Annotated in this window: 23 protein-coding genes and 2 pseudogenes; 13 read left to right on the plus strand and 12 right to left on the minus strand. The window is 60.7% G+C overall.

Annotated features, from left to right (window positions below; translation table 11 throughout):
- From ACZXDY_RS09430 to ACZXDY_RS09455, 6 genes and pseudogenes are all read right to left on the minus strand, one after another.
- A pseudogene (locus ACZXDY_RS09430) lies at positions 1-206 on the minus strand (hypothetical protein); the annotation flags it as partial.
- A gap of 14 nt (positions 207-220) precedes the next feature.
- A complete protein-coding gene (locus ACZXDY_RS09435) occupies positions 221-1135 on the minus strand; it encodes a branched-chain amino acid ABC transporter permease (protein WP_464345285.1) in 915 nt (304 codons plus the stop codon).
- Positions 1132-1992 (minus strand): branched-chain amino acid ABC transporter permease, encoded by an 861-nt coding sequence (locus ACZXDY_RS09440; protein WP_464345286.1) that lies wholly within the window; start codon positions 1990-1992, stop codon positions 1132-1134. Before ACZXDY_RS09440 ends, ACZXDY_RS09435 begins: the two co-directional genes overlap by 4 nt.
- On the minus strand, positions 1973-2734 hold the full coding sequence (locus ACZXDY_RS09445; RefSeq protein ID WP_464345287.1) for an ABC transporter ATP-binding protein: 762 nt from the start codon (positions 2732-2734) through the stop codon (positions 1973-1975). Before ACZXDY_RS09445 ends, ACZXDY_RS09440 begins: the two co-directional genes overlap by 20 nt.
- 23 nt (positions 2735-2757) lie before the next feature.
- Complete coding sequence (locus ACZXDY_RS09450) at positions 2758-3495, minus strand: ABC transporter ATP-binding protein (protein ID WP_464345288.1); 738 nt, start codon at positions 3493-3495, stop codon at positions 2758-2760.
- A 280-nt stretch (positions 3496-3775) separates the two neighbouring features.
- On the minus strand, positions 3776-5074 hold the full coding sequence (locus ACZXDY_RS09455) for an LLM class flavin-dependent oxidoreductase (protein WP_464345289.1): 1299 nt from the start codon (positions 5072-5074) through the stop codon (positions 3776-3778).
- Positions 5075-5510: 436 nt separating this feature from the next.
- Between ACZXDY_RS09455 and ACZXDY_RS09460 the strand changes: the two are divergent.
- Positions 5511-5690 (plus strand): annotated as a pseudogene (locus tag ACZXDY_RS09460) (transposase); the annotation flags it as partial.
- Between the two features lie 286 nt (positions 5691-5976).
- Here the strand turns inward: ACZXDY_RS09460 and ACZXDY_RS09465 are convergent.
- Positions 5977-7845: a dihydroxy-acid dehydratase domain-containing protein gene (locus ACZXDY_RS09465; RefSeq protein ID WP_464345290.1), complete on the minus strand. Its 1869-nt coding sequence runs from the start codon at positions 7843-7845 to the stop codon at positions 5977-5979.
- Positions 7846-8593: 748 nt separating this feature from the next.
- On the opposite strand from ACZXDY_RS09465, the gene ACZXDY_RS09470 reads away from it, so the two are divergent.
- The 3 genes from ACZXDY_RS09470 (at position 8594) to ACZXDY_RS09480 (ending at position 10489) form a co-directional block, all read left to right on the plus strand.
- Positions 8594-9136, plus strand: coding sequence for a YciE/YciF ferroxidase family protein (locus tag ACZXDY_RS09470; protein ID WP_464345291.1), 543 nt, complete (start codon positions 8594-8596; stop codon positions 9134-9136).
- An 84-nt stretch (positions 9137-9220) separates the two neighbouring features.
- Positions 9221-9853 carry a cysteine hydrolase family protein gene (locus ACZXDY_RS09475; protein WP_464345292.1) on the plus strand — a complete coding sequence of 211 codons (633 nt, stop codon included), beginning with the start codon at positions 9221-9223 and terminating at the stop codon, positions 9851-9853.
- 120 nt (positions 9854-9973) lie between these two features.
- Complete coding sequence (locus ACZXDY_RS09480) at positions 9974-10489, plus strand: inorganic diphosphatase (protein WP_028162302.1); 516 nt, start codon at positions 9974-9976, stop codon at positions 10487-10489.
- Between the two features lie 449 nt (positions 10490-10938).
- On the opposite strand, the gene ACZXDY_RS09485 is transcribed toward ACZXDY_RS09480, so the two are convergent.
- The gene (locus tag ACZXDY_RS09485) at positions 10939-11202 is read right to left on the minus strand and encodes a hypothetical protein (protein WP_051396543.1); all 264 of its coding nucleotides are present in this window, start codon (positions 11200-11202) and stop codon (positions 10939-10941) included.
- Positions 11203-11671: 469 nt separating this feature from the next.
- Between ACZXDY_RS09485 and ACZXDY_RS09490 the strand changes: the two genes are divergently transcribed.
- From ACZXDY_RS09490 to ACZXDY_RS09505, 4 genes are all read left to right on the plus strand, one after another.
- Positions 11672-11896, plus strand: a complete 225-nt coding sequence (locus ACZXDY_RS09490; protein ID WP_464345293.1) for a hypothetical protein — start codon at positions 11672-11674, stop codon at positions 11894-11896.
- A 309-nt stretch (positions 11897-12205) separates the two neighbouring features.
- Positions 12206-13096: a hypothetical protein gene (locus ACZXDY_RS09495; protein ID WP_464345294.1), complete on the plus strand. Its 891-nt coding sequence runs from the start codon at positions 12206-12208 to the stop codon at positions 13094-13096.
- Between the two features lie 147 nt (positions 13097-13243).
- Complete coding sequence (locus ACZXDY_RS09500; RefSeq protein ID WP_028162300.1) at positions 13244-13798, plus strand: DUF4142 domain-containing protein; 555 nt, start codon at positions 13244-13246, stop codon at positions 13796-13798.
- Between the two features lie 340 nt (positions 13799-14138).
- Positions 14139-14471, plus strand: coding sequence for a hypothetical protein (locus ACZXDY_RS09505; RefSeq protein WP_028162299.1), 333 nt, complete (start codon positions 14139-14141; stop codon positions 14469-14471).
- Positions 14472-14552: 81 nt separating this feature from the next.
- Here the strand turns inward: ACZXDY_RS09505 and ACZXDY_RS09510 are convergent, their stop codons facing one another.
- The gene (locus tag ACZXDY_RS09510; protein ID WP_464345295.1) at positions 14553-14765 is read right to left on the minus strand and encodes a hypothetical protein; all 213 of its coding nucleotides are present in this window, start codon (positions 14763-14765) and stop codon (positions 14553-14555) included.
- Positions 14766-14782: 17 nt separating this feature from the next.
- On the opposite strand from ACZXDY_RS09510, the gene ACZXDY_RS09515 reads away from it, so the two are divergent.
- From ACZXDY_RS09515 to ACZXDY_RS09530, 4 genes are all read left to right on the plus strand, one after another.
- Entirely contained in the window at positions 14783-14998 is a 216-nt protein-coding gene (locus ACZXDY_RS09515) for a hypothetical protein (protein WP_464345296.1), read from the plus strand.
- Entirely contained in the window at positions 14991-15245 is a 255-nt protein-coding gene (locus ACZXDY_RS09520; protein WP_028162297.1) for a cytochrome c oxidase subunit 3 family protein, read from the plus strand. The genes ACZXDY_RS09515 and ACZXDY_RS09520 overlap by 8 nt, the downstream gene beginning before the upstream one ends.
- 52 nt (positions 15246-15297) lie before the next feature.
- Positions 15298-15570 carry a cytochrome C oxidase subunit IV family protein gene (locus tag ACZXDY_RS09525; protein WP_464345297.1) on the plus strand — a complete coding sequence of 91 codons (273 nt, stop codon included), beginning with the start codon at positions 15298-15300 and terminating at the stop codon, positions 15568-15570.
- 153 nt (positions 15571-15723) lie between these two features.
- Entirely contained in the window at positions 15724-17031 is a 1308-nt protein-coding gene (locus ACZXDY_RS09530; protein WP_464345298.1) for a hypothetical protein, read from the plus strand.
- 57 nt (positions 17032-17088) lie between these two features.
- Here the strand turns inward: ACZXDY_RS09530 and ACZXDY_RS09535 are convergent, their stop codons facing one another.
- Genes ACZXDY_RS09535 through ACZXDY_RS09545 form a run of 3 tightly spaced genes read right to left on the minus strand, consistent with a single transcriptional unit; the run spans position 17089 to position 19576 of the window.
- Positions 17089-17286 (minus strand): enolase C-terminal domain-like protein, encoded by a 198-nt coding sequence (locus tag ACZXDY_RS09535; protein WP_464345394.1) that lies wholly within the window; start codon positions 17284-17286, stop codon positions 17089-17091.
- Position 17287: 1 nt separating this feature from the next.
- Positions 17288-17809: an enolase-like domain-containing protein gene (locus ACZXDY_RS09540; protein ID WP_464345299.1), complete on the minus strand. Its 522-nt coding sequence runs from the start codon at positions 17807-17809 to the stop codon at positions 17288-17290.
- A 9-nt stretch (positions 17810-17818) separates the two neighbouring features.
- Complete coding sequence (locus ACZXDY_RS09545) at positions 17819-19576, minus strand: thiamine pyrophosphate-dependent enzyme (RefSeq protein WP_464345300.1); 1758 nt, start codon at positions 19574-19576, stop codon at positions 17819-17821.
- A 130-nt stretch (positions 19577-19706) separates the two neighbouring features.
- Here ACZXDY_RS09545 and ACZXDY_RS09550 point away from each other — a divergent pair, with 130 nt between their 5' ends.
- Positions 19707-20087 carry an SDR family NAD(P)-dependent oxidoreductase gene (locus ACZXDY_RS09550; protein ID WP_464345301.1) on the plus strand — a complete coding sequence of 127 codons (381 nt, stop codon included), beginning with the start codon at positions 19707-19709 and terminating at the stop codon, positions 20085-20087.
- Positions 20088-20122: the final 35 nt, after the last annotated feature.

The raw sequence follows: 20122 nt of genomic DNA on the forward strand, positions 1-20122 counted from the left end.
ATGCCCGCGAGTGGGCGAATTCGCACCGACCGAGATACTGACCCTGCAAATCCAAACTTGTCGGAAACCGCGGCGAGCAAGGATGCTTCTGCACACCGCATTACCCCGGCCTGGTTCTCAAACGCACCGTAGCTGGTCATCTTGTCCCAGAGCGGCTTGAGGCCGGCGGGAATATCCTCTTTGGTCTTTATCGAAATGCGCGACATGATGGCGTCTCCTATCAGTGCGTGACGTTTGGATTGGAGGGCTTGCGGGAAGACAAGCGATATTCCGATGACAGGCCATTTGGCCTGAACATCAGCATGACGATGAGCCCAGCCCCGATCAGGACCAGCCGGAGCGAGGCCGCTTGCTGTGCAGAGAAATACGGCACGAAGTCCTTGAGAAACCGCGTTCCTTCGAGCAGCACCATCACGGTGCAGGCCCCCAGCAGAAGACCGCGGTTGGAGCCTTTGCCACCGACAATGACACTCATGAAGGCGTAGACCGTGACAAATCCCGCGAACTCGCCGGGATCGATGTAGGTGAAATAAAACGCATGCAAGGCGCCCGCGAGGCCGATAACTGCGCCGCCGATCGCGAAAGCCTTCACGCGCAACGATAAAACGTCCTTACCCAATGTGGCGGCCACGACATCGTCTTCGCGCACGGCGCGGAGGGCGCGCCCAAAGGGTGAGCGAATGATGCGATCGAGCAAAAGGTAGACAAGGGCGATGAGTGCGAGACATACCACGAGGAAGAAGATTTCGTAACGCTCGCCGCCGACCAGTTCGACGAATGGCCTTGGGATGTCGCGGATGCCATTGGCGCCCCCTGTCAGCCATGTCTCGTTGTTCAACACCAACCGCACCGACTCCGCAAGTGTCGTAATCGCGAGATAGTCTTCGCGCAGCTTGATCGTGGCGAGCGACACCAGGGCCGAAATGGCCGCTGTCGCGGCAATAGCCGCCGCCGTAGCTGTCACTCCATCGACCCCTTGTTTCGAGAGTATGGCCGCCGTGTAGGCGCCTACCCCATAAAAGCCCGCCAATCCGAAATTGATCATACCTGCCTGCCCCCACTGAATATTCAGCGCGAAGCCAAGCAGCACGGCCAAGGACACGAAGGTGAGGATTGCGACAAGGTATCCGATCATCGCCGAATCCTCGCAACGCCGAACAGTCCCTGCGGACGAAGCAGCAAGACAAGTGCAAGAACGACGAAGCTGATCCCCTGCCGGTAGGTCGTGGAGACCGCAAGAGCGGAGGTCTCCTCGACAACGCCGATGATAAGGGCACCGACGACTGCCCCAAACGGATTACCGATCCCGCCGACCACGGCCGCCGCGAATACGGAAACGAGGTAATTTGTTCCGATGAGCGGATCGACAATGCCATCGAGGGCGATCAGCATGCCCGCAAAGGCGGTCAAAACCCCGGAGATGGCCCAGGTCCAATCGACTGTGCGTCCCCGCTCGACGCCGCGAACTTCCGCCAAGTCCGGATCGTCCGCGATCGCGCGCATGGCACGCCCGAGGCGGGTGCGTCTCAGGAGCACAGCAACCAGGGCCATTGACGTGAGCGTCACGATCAGGATCACGAGTTGCTCGTGATTAAGCCGTAACCCGTTCCACAAGAGTGGCCGGGCCACAGGCACATCGAGAGTGCGTACATCGGCGCCGAAAGCAAATCGAATGATGTTCTCGAGCACGAAGGCAACGCCCATCGAGGCGACCAAGAGCGTGATGTGATCAGCATGCCGGATGTGACGGTAGATTCCTCGGTCGATACCAACCGCGATGAGGGCCAAGGCTGCCGCCGCAATCGGCGCAGCCAGCAGGATAGGCGCGCCGAGCGAGGCGTTTACGGCATAAGCGAGGTAAGCGCCCATCGTGATCATCGCGCCGATGGAAAAATTCGCAAAATTGAGAATGCCATAGGTGAGCGAGAGCGCGATCGCGGGAAGCGCAATCAGCAAACCCGAGACCAGACCGTTAAGCAGCGCTTGCATCATCGCCGGTACCCTGCTGAAGGAGCTCGCCTCCTGCCTTTGTTCCTCCGAGGAACAGTGATTTCACCATTGGATCCGACAGGAAGGCCGCGGCGGACCACGTGCCCTTGATTCCACCACCCGCCAGCAGCAAGGCGTCATGCGAAATACGCATCGCCTCAATCAGGTTCTGTTCGATCATGATCACCGTGACGCCGGCGCGATTCACCGCGGCGACAGCGTCGAGCATCGTGGTGACATAGCGCGGCGAGAGACCGGCGGAGGGCTCATCCAGCAGCAGGGTCGAGGGTCCGGCAATCAGCGCGCATCCCATCGCCAGCATCTGCCGCTGCCCGCCACTGAGCGTGCCGGCCGGCGTTTTGGTGCGCGGGACCAGGTCCGGAAAGAGATCGAGCACACGCTGCCGAGCTGCAGCAAACGCGCCACGCGCGGCTTTCCGGTGAATGAACTCGAAACCGATGCTGAGGTTTTCCTCGACGGTAAGATTCTTGAAGACATTCCGCTCCTGTGGAACATAACCGAGTCCGGCTGCGGCGCGCGCGGGCGGCGGCAATGCCGTGATGTCGCGCGTTCCTATCCGAATTGTCCCCTGGCGCGGCCGCAGCAACCCTGCCATCGTCTTCATGAGGGTCGACTTGCCCGCACCGTTCGGTCCGGCGATGGTGGTGATGCGCCCCGGCTTTGCCTGCAAGCTTACCGTGCGGACGATGTCGGTTGCGCCGTAGCCCGCGGAAACAGACTCCAAGCGCAAAGATCCCGACACGCCGGTCATGCCTTTACCCCGAGATAGGCCTCGACGACGCGGCTATCGCTGGATACCTCGGCGAATGAGCCCTGCGTCAGGATTTTTCCTGCAGCCATGACATAGACATGGCGGCAAAGGGCCGCGACCACATCGAGATCGTGCTCAATAATTAGGAAGTCCACGCCTTCGTCCGCGAGGCCGCGAATGGTGTCGATCAGGATCGCTTCCATGGCGGGTGCGACGCCGGCGGCGGGCTCATCAAGTAGCACGAGCCGCGGCGAAAGCATCAAGGCGCGACTAATCTCGAGGAGCTTTTTCTGGCCTCCGGAAAGTGCCGATGCAGGCTCGTCAGCGAGGCGCCAGAGATTCACTTTCAGGAGCGCCCCACGCGCCGCCTCGATGGCCGCTTCCTCCTCACGGCGAACCCGGCGAGCTCGCGTAAAAATACCCGTGAGGGTCTCGCCCGTCTGACGGGGACGGGCAAGCAGCAGATTCTCAAGCACGCTCAGTTGCCCAAGCTCCCGGGAAATCTGAAACGTCCGCACAAGCCCACGGGATGCAAGCCGATGCTGGGGAAGCGTAGCAACCGCCTCTCCATTCAACCATACGCCTCCGCTGGTCGCGCGCTCGACTCCCGAAATCACGTTGAGAAGCGTCGTCTTTCCTGCGCCGTTGGGACCGATCAGGCCGGTAATACGCCCATGCGGCAAATCCATATCGACGCCCGCGACGGCATCGAGCCCGCCATAGGATTTGGTCAAGCCACGGATCACGAGCAGCGGATGCGCCCCCTCCACACGGTCGGAGGATGCGCGGAAAGGTGTGGGGGCCGGTTCAGGAATCGTCCGAAACGCAAACCGACCGGACGAAGTCTCGACCGAAGCACTCATGCCGGAAGATTAGGAGGCTTTGGAGCGCGTAGCGCATGACCGCAAAAATAAAAAGATTGTCCTCCCTATCCTGCTCACCGCAGGTCAATCTTGTCGCGATTGCTGCCGAGCGGGATGGGCTTGTTTCACGCCATCTCGACGACTTCGCCGCTTAAGTCTGCAGATGGCCGCGAAGCGTTGCGGCGGCATAATCCCGCCGGAACACGCCGAGACGCTGCAGTTCCGGGACCACGCCATCCACAAAGGCAGCAAAGGAGTCGGGCAGGAAGGCTGGTGAGATCACAAAACCGTCCGCATCGCCGGAGGTGAAGATGTCCGCAAGCTCATCGGCAACTTGTCGCGGCGTTCCGCAAATCTGCGGCACGAGGACGCTTTGCCCGTATTTCCGGCCAATTTCGCGCAGGCTGAGCGCATTGTCCTTCGCGATCCGGGACGCCATGGCGATCAGGCTCTGGGTGCCGGTGCTGTGCAACTGTTCGACGGGCGCGTCGAGGTCAAGTTCTTTCAGATCGATGTTCGCATGGGCCGATAACGTCGAAAGTCCGACCAGCGGATTTACAAGGGCATTAGCTTGATCCCGCTTTTCGAAGGCCTCTTCGCGGCTGCGGCCGACGAAGGGCATAATGGCAATGAGCGACTTGCAACCGCCCTCGACACGGCCCGACCGGGCCGCGTCCTCGTGGATCGCCTGCGTCGATCGTCTCATGTGCTCACGCGTCGGCGCAATGTTGAAGATGACCTCGGCCCATTTGACCGCGAAGGCACGCCCCCGGTCAGATGCGCCGGCCTGGATGATGACGGGCCGCCCCTGCGGTCCGCGCGGGATATTGAGCGGCCCCCGCGATTTGAAGTAGGTGCCGACATGGTTCACGTAATGCACCTTGGCCGGATCGGCGTAGAGGCCTTTGGCCTGGTCCAGCTGCAAGGCGCCTTCGTCCCAGCTGTCCCAGAGTTTCGAGATCAGCTCCATGAATTCGTCGGCCCGGTCATAGCGCTGATCGTGGCTGAGGTGGCTTTCCAACCCGAAATTGAGCGCCTCGCCGTCGTTCATCGAAGTCACGACGTTCCAGGCCACGCGACCATTTGAAAGGTGATCAAGCGTGCTGAACTCACGTGCGAGATGATAGGGTTGGTCGTAGGTAGTGGAGCGGGTCGCACCGAGGCCGATATGACGGGTTGTCGCCGCCAGCGCGCCAAGGATGGGCACAGGATCCATCCGCGTCGAATCCTGATCGCCATACCGGATACCGATCTCCTTGTCGCCGCCGAAGCGGTCCGCAATCGCGAGGCGATCGGCGAAGAAGATCAAGTCGAACTTACCGCGCTCCAGGGTTCGCGCCACCTCCGTGTAGTAGTCGAGGGAGAGAAACGGAACGGCGTGTGCGGGATTGCGCCAGAGCGCATGGCTGTGCGCGACGGGCCCGGCGATGAGAAAGCCGGCGAGACTCATATGACGGGAAGACACTAATTCACTTCCACCTAAGGGAAGCGCCACAGCTAACAAATCCATCTGCCCCTGGCGATAGGAGGCGCTTCCCGCTCGCAAAAAGGAAGTTCATTCTAAACATCGCCTATTTTCAGGGATAATTCGAGCGCCTTTACTAAGCTTAGCAGATCAACATGCCATGAGCTCTCATGCTCAAAGAGACCGAGGTCGCCGGTTGAAGCGGCCCGGCCATTTTACTCGGCGGCTATGGCCTCGGCGCGGTCTGCGGCATGCGAAGGACGGGCGACAACCAGCCCTTCCCCTGCAACGGTTTCTCCGCCGCTTTCGCCATCTCGGACTTCTTGAGTGAAGCGATGTTTTCGGCGGCGGCGTTGCCCACCCCTGGCGGACGGCAAGGATACCTCGCACCGGCACACGTTCAACATTCCCGCTCCCACGGTTCCTCCCCGTACGCGTGCTCTCCCGCCTGCTCCGGCGACTGTTCCTGGAGAAGCTCGTCGCCACGCACCAGGCCGCCCGCCTGAGCTTCTTCGGCGATGACGCCCATCTCGCCGATGCGCAATCCTTCGCGGCTTATCTCGCGCCGCTGCGCAAGACCGAGTGGGTCGTCTACGCAAAGTAATGGCGAGAACGTAACGCAACGATAGGGATCGAACTCGGACGAAATGCAGCAAAATCAACAAAGCTGACCAATACGCCGCCGCTCATAACGGTCTGGTTGCAGGTTCGAGTCCTGCCGGGCCCACCAGTGAAATCAATGATGGTGTACTCGAGGACGTCCGTCGAGCAGTTGATGGCGAATTTGGAACGCCGGCGCCAGCAAACGCGCTTCGGGCGAGCGCATCATACTGGCGACCGCGCGCATCCGCACGGGCACGACGCCCTGGGGCGCCGTGTCGCCGTTCCTAGAACGCCTTTTTCGTCTCCGGCCGGTGCTTGTTCGTCGGCACAAAACCCGACGGCTTTGCTTCGCGCGGCTGGCGCACCCAGACCTCGCGATTCGGATGCAGGCCGCCGCCGCGGGTGGCAGGAACGGCGGTGAGCCGTGCGCGGTGCAGCAGGCGGGTGTCCGCGTCGCCGCAATTCGGGTGGATGCCGTCGTTATCAGCCACCACCTTGTCCCATGCGGCTTTGCGCTGCCTGAGAACGGCAGGATCCGACAGCTCCGTGCAGTTGAGCTCGTTCTTGTTCAAGTCCGCGACGATCTCGTCGCCGTCCTGAACGAGGGCGATCGGTCCGCCAAGGGCCGCTTCGGGGCCGACATGGCCGATGACAAGGCCGACCGATCCGCCGGAGAACCGCGCATCGGTCATCAGCGCCACCACGATTCCCCGCTCGCGACACAGCGTGGTGATGCGCGAGGTCGGGTCAAGCATCTCCGGCATGCCCGGAGCGCCACTCGGCCCCTCGTAGCGCACGATGATCATGTCGTTGTTCTGGAATCGCTCGGGCGTCTTGTCGAGCGCGTCAAGCAGGTCCTGCTCGCCTTCGAACACACGTGCCTTGCCGCGGAACAGATTGTCTTCCAGTCCGCCTTCGACGCCGGCAAGCTTCAGGATCGCCGAGAATTCCGGCGACAAATTGCCACCGAGAACCCGCAGGCCTCCAGTCGGCTTATAAGGCTTGGCGACGGGATAGATCACGCTGCCATCGACGGCCTTGGTGCCGAGGCGCTTGACCTGCTGCGCCAGCGTTTCGCCCGTGCAGGTCATCACGTCGCCGTTGAGAAGCCCGGCCTCCAGCAATTCGCGCACGATCACCTGCGCGCCGCCAACCTGGTCGATGTCGACCATCGAATACTTGCCGTACGGGCGGGCATCGGTGAGGACCGGAACGACATACTGCGACAGATGATTGAACTCGGCCGGCGTCATCACCTCTTTCCAGAAGTCCGCAAAGCCTGCGGCGCGCGCGATCTCCGGCGCATGCAGGGTGACGTTGGTCGAACCGCCGACCGCCATTGCGACGATGACGGCGTTTCGGATGGAATCGCGAACCACGATGTCGCGTGGCTTCAGGTCCTTCGCGATCATTTGCGCGAGGTAGTCCACCAGCTGGTCCGGGAATTCCTTGAGCCGGCGGGGATCGTCGGACGGTGGCGCCACCATGTGCAGCGGCTGCATGCCGACGACGCCGATGAATGTCTGCATGGTGTTGTAGGTGAACATGCCGCCGCAGCTACCGTATCCGGGGCAGGCATGACAGGCGATGTAATCGCGGTACTCGGCGTCCGGGTTGCCGGCGACCTGATAGGCGCTGACGATGTCGAGCTTCTCGCCGGTGTTCGGATCGGTGCCGGGATGGATCGGCCCATCCGACATGATGATCGCGGGCTGATTGTGCTCGAGCAGGGCGGCCAGCGTGCCGACCGGCGGCTTGTCACAGGCTACGACGGCGATGGTGCCGGCGAGGCCGGTCGCGCTCAAATGCTCGCAGAGCGCATCGTGAGTGACCTCACGCCCGATCAGCGAATAGCGCATTTCGCGGGTGCCATTGCGGATGCCGTCCGACGTCGCGATCGTGTATTCCGGCTGGACCAGGCGCAGCTTCAACCGGCCCGCGCCCTTGCCAATGCGGCTCTTGAGACTGTCGTGGATGGCATCGACCTTCGCCGTCACGCCCATGTAGCACTGGCTGTCGCCTTTGGTGCCGACCACGCCAACCGACGGCTCGTGGATCAAATCCGGATCGGTGCCAAGCTCTCGCGCAATCCCGATGGTTTGGGTGGAGCGGCCTGGATGCCGGTCGATGATGACGGCTTTCGATTCTGTCACGGCGAGATTCCTTCCAAGCAAACGGCTCTTTTTGATCGACAAATAGCGGGGTGCACCGGTGCGCGGGGATACGACCAAATTCCCTATAGCGGCGGCGGGCCGAATACGAGATTGATCGCGGTCGGCCCGTTCCAGGGCATACCCCCCGAAGATCGCCGACACAAGGATTGTTAAACCGTCTTGCGTTGAGCAACGACTGGCTGTGGCGGGAGGAATCGAGCCTCCGAACGGCGGAATTAAGATCAACTTGAATGATGCATCACGAACAAAAATAAACCTTGGGTATACCTAACTGCGGCCGCTGCATCGTTAGCCACCTGGATGCGGCAGATTAGACCATCGGGAGACACGGCCACCGAGCAGGCCAAGCTGGCGGGCCAGGATCGTGGTTCGGATCGTGTGATGCTGCTGTGGTGGGCCGCCTGGAATCACGCCGCTGGAAATGGCGCTGCAGATTGGCGCGACTTGGCTCGACGGCATGCCGAGCTGGCTCTTCAACGATCTCGATATCGAGCTGAATCTGCATCACGTTCTGAACGAACCAGGATCTTTCGATCTGGATCTGTGTCGGCGGCGTTGGCGCCGGCGGGTCGTCGCGAGGGCTTGCGCGGCTCAACCGGGCTGCGCTGGTTGTCTTGGCTCGCGATGAACAGCCCATGTACTAGGAACCTTTAAGCACACGGCAGGTTGATCGGCCGAGTAGGACAAGTGACGTGTCAAATTCTAGATACTTACACCCGGAGGAGTTATGGCCAAGCGAGCGACATCCCGGCGGACGCGACAACCGAAGAAGCTGAGCGACCTTTTTCACGAGACCCTCAAGGACATCTATTTTACCGAAAACAAGATCATCAAGACCTTGCCGAAAATGGCGAAAGCAGCGCACTCAAGGCAGCTTGCGAACGCCTTCAACAAGCATCTACGCGAGACCCAGGGACAGGTGAAGCGGCTGGATCAGATATTCCGGATGCTTGGCAAGCCGGCCCGCGGCAAAACATGCGAGGCCATCAATGGCATCACCGATGAAGGCGCTGAGATCATGCGCGACTTCAAGGGAATGCCAGCACTCGATGCCGGGCTTTTGGCCGCAGCGCAGGCGGTAGAGCACTACGAAATTTCCCGCTACGGGACCCTGCGGACTTGGGCGGAAGAACTTGGCATGGCGGATGCGGCGAAGCTGCTGCAGGCCACCCTTGCCGAGGAGGAGGCGACCGATCAAGCGCTGACAGAACTGGCCACTTCGGTGATCAATCTCGAAGCCGAGGATGAGGAGGTTTCGGAAGCGGCCTAAAGCGCGATGGGGCATTGGCACGCGATCACGGGCGATTGGAACTAACTAGCCAGCCCGCCGATTGGACCGTTTTCAGGATTTGCCATGTCAAAGAGCGACACACTTCGGTATGGCGCGCCGGGCGATAGCGCGGTTCACCTCTGCGTTGACATGCAGAGAATGTTTGCGGAGGGCACCGAGTGGAAGATGCCCTGGCTTGAACGTGTCTTGCCAAACATCGTCGCGATCACGTCCGCCCACCCTGAGAGAACCATCTTCACCCGCTTCATTCCCGCCCGGAAGCCCGGGCATGGCGTCGGCATGTGGCGGCAGTACTATGAGCGCTGGGCGTCGATGACCATCGATCAGATCGGCCCCGACATGGTTGGCCTCGTCCCAGACCTTGCGACGTTTGTTCCTCCCGCCAAAGTCTTCGATAAGCATGTCTATTCGCCATGGACCGGCAGCGACCTGCACGAGCAGTTGCGCGGCGCCGACGTAGATACGGTCATCATAACTGGCGGCGAGACTGACGTCTGCGTTCTGAGCACCATGCTCGGCGCGGTCGACTGGGGCTTCCGCGTCATCCTCGTCCAGGACGCGCTTTGCAGTTCGGCTGACGAGACCCACGACGCGATGATGAATATCTACATGAACCGGTTCGGAGAGCAGGTCGAAACGATCACGATGGAGACGCTTCTTGAGAGCTGGCAGGCACGCAGGGCGGTCGATAGCTAAGGAATGGTTTGATGGCGTCCTCAAAGAGCAGACAGATAAGTTTGTCGGCGCGACAAGCTTTGTCAGCCCCCCGGCCAGGGGCCCGACGCACCTGACCGCGCGAGATAACAGGAAGATGAGATGACGAACCTTTTTAAGCTTCCGACCTGGGCCGGCGATGACCAAATCTTTGCAGTGATCGAGACTCCTCGCGGAAGCACCTGCAAGCTTGACTTCGATCCGAAGCTGCGCGTCTTTACGCTCGCCAAGCCTCTGATGGCCGGTCTGAGCTATCCGTACGATTGGGGCTTTGTCCCATCGACCAAGGCGCAGGACGGTGATCCGCTCGACGTCCTAGTGATTCACGATGCGCAATCTTATCCCGGCGTGGTCTTGCGGTGCAGACCGATAGGGATTCTCGAAGTCGAACAGAAAGGCAAGAGCAAGACGGAGAGAAACGATCGCCTGTTCGCGGTGCCCGACCGCACTCCGCTCGAGACCGATCTGAAGGACATCCGCGATCTTCCCTCTCGAGCGCACCAGGAGCTCCAGCAGTTCTTTCTCGCAACGAATGCGCTTGAGGAAAAGGAGCTTGAGTTCCTGGGCTGGCGCGGTCCCAACCAGGCCGTCAAGACCATCAAGCGGCTGTCCACATAAGAGCAAAGCGAGCGTCGAGGCGCGCCGTGTCCTGTCGCGACCGAGGGTCAACGCCGGAATTTAGGCGCACGGGAGTTCAGCGGGAGGAACATCGGCCCATAAAGGGGGCGGCGTGCGCGCCGATCGACCGGGCCGTGACTGAGCAGAGATTATGCGAGTCCCCGACTACGGTCGCAACCTATGTTAACCGGGCTCTCGGCGCGCCGCACCCCGCGCGATCGTGGCGTCGACACCGGAGCCCGCTTCCTCTCGGCAGGAGTTGCTTGGTCAGCCAGAGGTGGCGAAGCCAAGGGCAGCACCATCATTGAACTGGTGGCCATTACCTGCGCTGCAGCGCAAAAAGGTCGGCCTCGCCCTTTGGGCGGGGCACGCTAACCCGCTACCCCCTGTTAGGTGCGCTTGAGGCTTCTGAGCGACACCTCCTCAGCCCGATGAGCAAGATGCATGGCTTACTTGCCATCAGGGTGGGTCAAAGTCATCTCATCAGCGGTCTCGTTCCTTCTTGCGATCAGCTCATGTATCGCGCGGCGTCCCACCTCGGTAAGGCCGGCAAGAGTTTGGTTGCCGTTCTTGGCGCATTCAATGATCTTCTCTGCAACGAACTTCCTTGTTTCATGCTCTGGTAGTCCGATAGGCAGGAATCTGCATGCCCTCTCCAGCGCCAGGTCCATTGCGGCGATCGTCTTCTGACTAAATTCCTCGCTGAGCATCATTTCTTCCCCTTACCTTCGGCATTAGCGACCGCCTCGCAATAGCCTGTGCCAGCGCGACCTGGCGGTACAATCACACATGTTAAGTGAGGTCAGCCTTTGCAGCGGCACTAGCCCTGATCGGCTGCGGGCCCGAACAGATCGGCTGTCAGCGGCATAGCGGACAGCGATGGATGGCCGCCATTGTCGGAGAATCAATCCAATTTTATCGCAGCCTTGCGCAGGGTCTTTACATAGTTGAATTTCCCCTGGCAGCCCGATGCTAAGCTCTCAAAATGAGCAACAAACGAAAGCGCAATCGGTCCAAGCCGATCGGCTCATTGCATGAGCGACTGATCAGCTCAGCGCAACGGGCTCGGACGCGCGCCAGAAATCTGTCTCCGGGCGCCGAGCGGGAGAAGCTTCTCCGCCAGGCGCGGCAAATCGAACAAGCTGCTGAGCTGGACGTAGCTCTAAGTTTGGGCGCACCAAAATGAAAGACATGCAGGCGCACCTGGAGAGGCTTCGGAATGAAGCCGAGGAGTGCGAGTTAATCAGCAAGCTGGCGACCAATGCGACGAAGAAAGCATTATTTGCCAAGCTCGCTGAACACCACCGAGCGCTGGTCAAGGAAGTGGAAGAAGCCGTAGCGTCCTGTTCCCCAAGTCCAAGTGATGATCGGGTTGCATCCGAACGAGGAGGATCCCCAGACGCCTGAAAATCAGCGAGGCGGATTGTGATCGACAATGGTCTTTGATGCTCCACTGGGTGCAGGCTGCATCAGTAGCAGTGTGCAGCCTTCCGGCTTTTCCGGTCCGCAACGTTCCAGCGCGATCACCGCGAACGAATAGCCATTATGGCGCGTTTTGCGCCGCATCATCAGGTCTGACAGGAACCTTCCGAACCCGCCTGCGCTTATCAAGCGATCAAGGAGGATTGAAATGAACCAGCTGATCTATCTGGTTGGCCTGATCGTCGTCATACTGGCCATCCTTTCGTTTTTCGGTCTGCGCTGAGGGATTCGACCATGACGATCGAGGCTGCCACGCTCGTCGAAGACGGAGTGCCGACGTTTACTGATGACGTCAGATATCTGCGCTGGACGCCGATTATCGCAGGCGCGTTAGTCGCCGCGGCGTTTGCCTTCACCCTGGTGACCTTTGGCGTCACCATCGGTCTCGGGATCAGCTCGACTTCACCAACTTGGCGAGATGCATCTGCCGCCCTGTCGCTGCTATCAGGCCTTTTTCTGATTCTGCAGGCGATCGTCAGCTTCGGCCTCGGCGGCTACATTGCTGGTCGGACGCGCGGCGACGTTGGTGCTGTCCGCGATGACATTGGCGGTGCCCCCAATTCGGAGGAAACGCGCGATGGTCTTCATGGCCTGACGGCTTGGGCACTCGCGGTTCTAATCGGGGCCGGATTGACGGCGATCGTGAGCGCAGCAGCAGTCAATCGCTCATCTCCATCGTTTGCAATGGAAAACAGGACCTCAGCCGAACCACTTCTGAGCTACGAGCTCGATCGGCTTCTCCGCCAACCGCGTCGACCTCCGAACGTCGATATGAGCGTCGAACGTGCCGAGGCCGGCCGGATACTCATGACTTCGTCGAGCCACGGCGGGGTAAATGGTGATGACCGGACCTATCTGATTCAGCAGGTCCAGACACTTACGGGTCTTTCCGCGGGCGACGCCGAGCGGCGAGCCGATCAGGCGATTGCGAGTTCGAAGACGGCGATTGCTCATGCGCGTCGCAGCACAATCATCCTGGCATTTTCACTGGCAGTCGCCGCCCTGCTCGGAGCCGTCAGCGCCTGGGCGGCAGCTGTTGCTGGCGGTCGACACCGTGACGGCGCGCCGCTTCCGGAATGGATGGCCATTGCCGACAGGTTCGAGCCAAGAATCAGCGCGCGATAGGCGCGGCTGCTCCTCAACCAGCCCCAGCCGATACGATCAAACGCCCCTGCCGCAGCCAACCGAGAGGAACAACACCCTCCTCTGCGGGTTGATGCGCACCTTCAGTCGGCAACCATGGCGCCGCTGAAATCCGGAAGGACCAAAATCATGACGCGTGCAATCATCGTGCTGGGCTGCGTTCTGCTGGCAGGCCCAGCTCTTGCTCAATCCGCCGGCGAGAAGACCGGCGTCAATTCAATGCTGGGTGTTGCGCCGACCACGGCCGACTTCGTCAAGGAGGTCGCAATCAGCGACATGTTCGAAATCGAATCGAGCAAGCTCGCCGAACAAAAGGGCAATGCGCGGGAGAAATCCTTTGCCCAGCGGATGGTAACCGACCACTCAAAGACCTCAGCCGAGCTGAAGCAACTGGTCACCAGCGGCAAGGTCAAGGCGGAGGTGCCCGCGGCGCTCGACAGTTCGCACCAGAGCAAGCTCAACAAGCTGAAGGATGTGTCCGGCAAGGATTTCAGCTCGGACTACGATTCCTACCAGGTCAGCGCTCACAAGGACGCGGTGTCGCTTTTCGAGCGCTATGCCAAGGGTGGCGACAATGCCGATCTGAAAGACTGGGCCGGCAAAACGTTGCCCGCGCTGCAGCATCACCTTGATATGGCCCAAGAGCTCGACAAGGCACCAAGCGTCGGTCAGTCCAGCAAGTAGATGCACAAACTCAATGATGCCGGTAGATCCGCCGGCATCTTTTTAATTTGAGATGACCGCCTCGGGCTACTGCCGCAAATGGAACCCCGTTCAAGACCCAGCGTTAGGCACTGGCTGAAAGGTCGACGTGCTCATGATGCGAGCTGCCGCAATCGCAACTGTTGCGATATTGCTCGCCGGAGTCCCGGCGCAGGCGCGCGTTAACGTGAGTGAAATGGCGGGGTGGAAGCCGTGCCACCGCCGAATGGATCTCTTCCGCTATCGCTGCTCCTGCAAGGCGAAAAAGACATCGAGCCGTTGCGGGAGTGGCTGGGCGCGACGCCATCCGTCTGGGTGCTTGGTGGTCAGCCTGGATCCGAGGGATGCGGTGGCCGATGCGCTAACAATGAAGCACGAGCAAATCGGTAGCGACGGGGAGTTGGTCCGCAACAGTCACTTCCTGCGCACGAACGCCGCTGCTATACGCGAGTTGACCAACGCCTTCGGGTTTCATTTCCGCTACGACAGTGAACACGATCAGTTTGCGCATCCCCTCGCCGCTTTCGTGGTCACCCCGGATGGCCGCGTCGTCCGCGGCCTTTCGGCACTTGCGCTGGATGCCGCGAGCCTGCGCCTTGCTCTGGTCGATGCCGGTCGGGACAGGTTGGGTCGGTTGCCGATCACATTGGCCTGATCTGTTACGGCTTCGATCCCGTGAGTGGCACCTATATGCTCGCTGTTGGGCGGCTGCTCGCCGGCACGGCCCTCATGACGATCATCGGGCTGGCCGCCCTGATCCTGCTTCTCCTTCGGCGCGAACATGTTGCACCGTCGCGTTGATCCAACGCGCGCGCTCACACAGCATGGCATCAAACATCCAAAGCAGAAGCGCCCCGACAAAGACCAGCGCGGCCGCCAGCATCACCGCCGTGGTTAGCGGCGCGACGTGCTCGATCGCGGGCAGGATCAGAATGGCAGCCTCCAGCACGCGCAGCAGCAGCGTCAGTGCGCACAGTCCCAAAAGCCAGCGCCGATAGGCGCGATCTCGCCTATTCCGCCTTCTTCGGGCGACGCTCGCTGGCCAATCCGTGGAACGCGCCGGGACTGGAATGGCAGACACCCTCGCCGCCACCGGAATTTAAGTTTGAGGTGCAGCCGGTCGTCACGCGTGCGCCGTACCAGTATTCCTTCGACTTCAAGGCAGAACCACAAAATGCCTGAGACCCGCTCGTTTGCGCCGCAGTTCATTTCCGTTGAGCATCGTGATCACACCGCCGAACTCGGCATGTGGGTCTTCATCGCGACCGAGGTGCTTCTGTTCGGCGGCCTGGTGCTTTCCTATTTCGTCTACCGGCACGCCTATCCCGCAAGTTTCCTGGCTGCGGGGCGCCACACCGATCTTCTGATCGGCACGGCCAATACGGCGATCCTGCTCACATCGAGCTTTCTGGTCGCTTGGGCGGTGTAGTCTGGATCTTCTTGTTTGCTCTCATCTATCTTCCCGGGAGATCGGTCTCGTGATGCCTTCGCGCCCTTCAATTCCGCTGCTCGCCGCTTGGCTCGTGCTGCTTGCTCTGCTCGCGCTCACGGTCAGCCTGCCTTACGTCCCGCTCGGGAACGGCAACGCGATGGTCGCGCTCAGCATCGCCGCTCTGAAGGCCTCGGTCGTTGCTGCCGTATTCATGGAACTCTGGCACCGCGGGCCACGAACCCTGATCTTTGCGGCTGCCGGACTGTTCTGGCTGGCAATCCTGCTGTGGCTCGGACTAATGGACTTCCTGACCCGGACCTAAAGCTCGCTGCAGCCCGGTTTCATGGCGGCAATGCGGAAGTGGCCTGCCCGGCCGTAATGCATTCCATAGCTCGTGAGCCGACCGGACCGGCCAAGGACCCAATTCCTCGTAGATACGTTAGTCATAATGCGCGGACAAAAATGAAGGCCGGGCATGGAAACCCTCGAGGCATATCTCCACAGAAAGCACGAAGAGCTCAACTTGCTGAACCGCTTCCTCAGCACTCCTCTGTCGTTGCGCCATCCCGCCTCGGTCGCTGAGGTTATTGAACGGAAATTTCAACTGGCCGCTGCCCTGAAGGCTGAGCATGCGCTGCACGATTGGGCGCTCACGGAGACTGCATGGGCGTATCCGGATCGGCTGCGCGCGGGACCATTCCAATTCAGCTATGGCTACCAGCGCGCCGACCTGGACGTACGGGGCCCGTCGTTTTATCAATTCGACGACGCGGCAGCCAATGAGACGATCTATACCTCCTCGGGGATGGCCGCGATATCGGCGCTGCTGCTGGCATCGGCACAAATGATGCCAGAGGCGGACATCTTGGTACTACCTGGCTCTTATAGTGAAACCCTGGAGCTGATCGAAAGTCATGCCCGCCATTTGCGGCCGATGCTGCTGAAAAGCTCACCCGGCGAGGTCGCGTCTCGGGCGCGACGATTGCGGGTGCTTCTCTTGGACTCATGCGCACCCGCGGCCGCATTCGAGACGACGCTTCGCGGCGCAAACCCGCGCCTTGATCTCATCGTTTTCGACACAACCTGCTTCTCCAGCGGCTCGGGGCGCATCCGCCGCGTCCTGAATTGGGCGCATCGTTGGGAGATTCCGATCGTGCTTGTACGCAGCCACACCAAGCTCGACTCCCTTGGGTTGGAATACGGCCGGCTCGGCTCCGCTGTCTTTGTCGCCTGCGAAGAGCACCGTGTGCATCAGGCACAACTGGAGGCGCTTGCGAGGGAGATGCGAAAGGCCGTTCGACTGTTCGGCGGCGCAGCGTTGCCGGCGCATTTCCCGCCCTATGTCGGAACGAGAGCCTATCGGGATCTCACCGATAAGCGCGTCTCAGCAATCTTGCGGAACAGCAGAAGGACTGCGCGCTATTTTGCATCCACGCTCGCCGGCTCGTCGGGAGAACTTCATTTTGGCCACGGGCTGTATGTGACGCTCACGCCAAAGCGGATGCTTGATGAGAGGCAAACGAGGCAAATGGCAGCGGATTTGTGCGGCGACCTGAGGAAGGCCGGGTTGCCGTTGCGTCACGCAGGAAGCTTTGGTTTCGATTTCGGTGCAGCGGAGTGGTTCCACGACAAGACACGCAATCGCTACCTCGTCAGGATCGCTATCCCCGACTTGCCTACATCAATTTGGGATCGCGTCGCGGAAGCCGTGGCCCAATGGTGGTCAGCGCATGAGGAGCAACCGTTTCGCTCTGCAGGATTGCCCATAGGCGCATTCCGATAGCGCCTTTCACTTGAAAAGGCGGCAATGCCGGCGCCCGTCAGAGCTCAGTGCATGGCGTCACTTCCGCGACGTGCTTCGTAGCAGTCGCAATCCCTCAAGATCGTCGCTCGAGACCGGCTCTTCGAACCAGGTCAAACCGAGCGAGGCGAACTGCCTGGCGAATTCGAGCGCCTGCTTACGCCGGTAGGCCCCGTTGGCATCGACGTAAAGCTCCGCGGAGCCGACCGTCGCTTTCGCCGCCCGGACGCGAGCCAGATCATGCCGGCGTCGTTCCGACCTTCATTTTTACGAAACGGCAACCGTCTCTTTCCACCCAGCCGCTCAACTGCTCGCACAGGCGCCCCTCGGAATAGGAGGTGAAGCCACCGCTGCCATAGATCGGCACTTCGGTCCGTTCACATCCGAGGAGATCTGCCAGCGGCATTTTCAACAGGCGCGCTTTCAAATCCCACAGCGCCACGTCGACCGCCGAAATTGCGCACGCACACACGCCGCGCCAACCAATGTTGCGCACCGCCGTCACCATGGCAAGCCAGAGCGCCGGAATCGCCAGCGCGTTCTGCTCGCGCAAGGCCGACGCGAGTTCGTTATTCACGATCTCGGCGGTAGCTGCGCTGCCATAGCTGTAGCCAACGCCGGTCACACCTCCGGCGTCGACGACCTCGACCAGAACGAGCGTCGTAGCCGACCAGGCGATCGTACCGTCTGCTTCCGGCGCATCCGTCGGAATGCGATACGACCGTGCTGCCAGACGCCTGATCCTTGTCTCTTCGCCCATCGCTCCGACTCAAATGATTTCGCGGACCACATCCGAGCCGATGGTCAGTGCGATCTTGCCCTTCGCCGGCGTGCCGCGAACGAGCGATTCGGCCAAATGCGTGATCTGCGTCAAAGTCGCCTTCGGCGGCATCGGCGGTTCGTGCGGATCGACCACCGCTTCGATCAATGCCGGGCCGCGCGTGCTCAGCGCCTCGCGCAGCACCTCGCCGCACTGCGCCGGATCGTCGACACTGAACGCGCTCACACCAAAGCCGCGCGCCACAGCTGCAAAGTCGATCGGCTGCAGATCGCAGACGTATTCCGGATTGCCCAGGAACACCATCTGCTCCCATTTGATCTGCCCGAGGGAGTTGTTCTTGATAACCACGATTTTTACGTCGAGGCCGTATTTCACGCAGGTGGCAAGCTCGCCCATCAGCATGGTGAGACCGCCGTCGCCAACAAACGCCACAACCTGCCTGCCCGGGAAAGCCACCGCAGCCGCAATCGCATAGGGCAAGCCGCACGCCATGGTCGCGAGATTGCCGGAGCACGAGAACATCATATTGCCGCGCATGACCAGGTGTCGGGCTATCCAGGTGGTGATTGTTCCGGAATCGGTTGCCACGATCGCATCATCGGAAAGAAGCTTGTTGAGCTCGTACGCAACGCGCTCAGGTTTCATCGGCTTTTGGCTATTGGTGCCGCGCTGGCTCATCAACGCGTTCCATTCCTTCATCCCCTCCTGGGTCTGTTGCAGGAACGAACGATCGTCACGATAATCAAGCCGCCGCAGCAGAGCCTGAAGTACCTTGCCGGTATCACCCACCAGGCCTGCCTCGACTGGGTACCGCAGCCCGATCCGCTGCGGATCGACATCGATCTGGACGGCGCGCGCCTGGCCCGGCTTTGGATAAAACTCAATGTAGGGGAACGTGCTGCCAGCAATCAGAAGCGTGTCACAGCTTTCTAGCGCTTCCTGCGCGGGTTTGGTTCCGAGAAGGCCAATGCCGCCGGCCGAATACGGACTGTCGTCGGGGATCACCCCCTTGCCAAGAAGCGGCTTGATGACCGGCGCGGCGAGCCTCTCCGCTACAGCGAGAACCTCGTTGCGCGCATCGAGCGCTCCGCGGCCTGCAAGAATGGCTGTCTTCTTGCCGACCTTAAGGATCTCGGATGCTTTGGCGAGCTGCTCCTCGCTTGCGGTCTGCGCCGAGCGGGCCATCAGGTCCGAAACATGGTTTGGCACGTTGCGTTCCGATCTCTTGCCGGCGCTTACAGGCTGCGATTGCATGTCAACCGGAATGGTCACATGGGCGACACCGTGGTAGGCAAGCGCGGTCCGGCAGGCCAGTTCCACGATATTCTGGACGTGGTGTGGACCCATCACGCGGCTGTTGTAGACACACACGTCCATAAAGAGCTTGTCGAGTTCCACGTCCTGCTGCGTGAACGTGTGGAGCAGATCGTGAAATTGCAGACCGGTGATGGCCAACACTGATTGTCCATCGAGCTTGGCATCGTAGAGACCATTAAGAAGATGGATGCCACCCGGGCCTGATGTTGCAAGGCATACGCCGAGCCTACCTGTCCACTTCGCGTAGGCGCAGGCGTTGAAGGCCGCGGCTTCTTCATGACGGACCTGGACGAACTTGATCCGGTCCTGGCGCGTGCGCAGGGCCTCGATAATGCCATTGATGCCATCACCCGGAAGCCCGAAGACGGTATCGACACCCCAGTCGAGCAGCGTCTCGACCAGGACATCTGATGCGGTGGAGGATGCCATGGATACGTCCGATAAGGTTGTAACGTCGTCCCTTTGCGAAGAACAAGCTGACTCCGGGACCGTTCCTTTAAGCCCGCGATTTTCAGGAACTTCTTCGCCGGACGCGCGGTTGGTCTGATGTGAGATCAGCATGCGTCATAAGCCCGGCCCACCCGGAGAGACTGATCCATATGTGAGACACGGTTCGTACATGTCTGGTGAGCTTCGAAACTGCAACGTCGTGATCACGGGCGCCTCCGCTGGTGTGAGCCGGGCCGCCGCGCATCGTTTTGCCCGAGCCGGCGCTCGCGTCGGATTGATTGCGCGCGATGCCGACGCACTGAATGACGTGAAGGGCGAACTCGAGGAGCTTGGGGGCGCTGGTTTCGTCACGCCGGCTGACGTCTCAAATCCGGATGAGGTCTTCGCAGCGGCAGACTCCATTGTGCGGCAATTTGAACCGATCGATGTGTGGATCAACGATGCGATGGTCACCGTCTTTTCGCCCGTGTGGAAAACGTCAAGAGCTTGAGCGTTATCGCGCTTCTCAGGACAGTATCCCTGCTC

Source organism: Bradyrhizobium sp. LeoB3 (assembly GCF_055456055.1).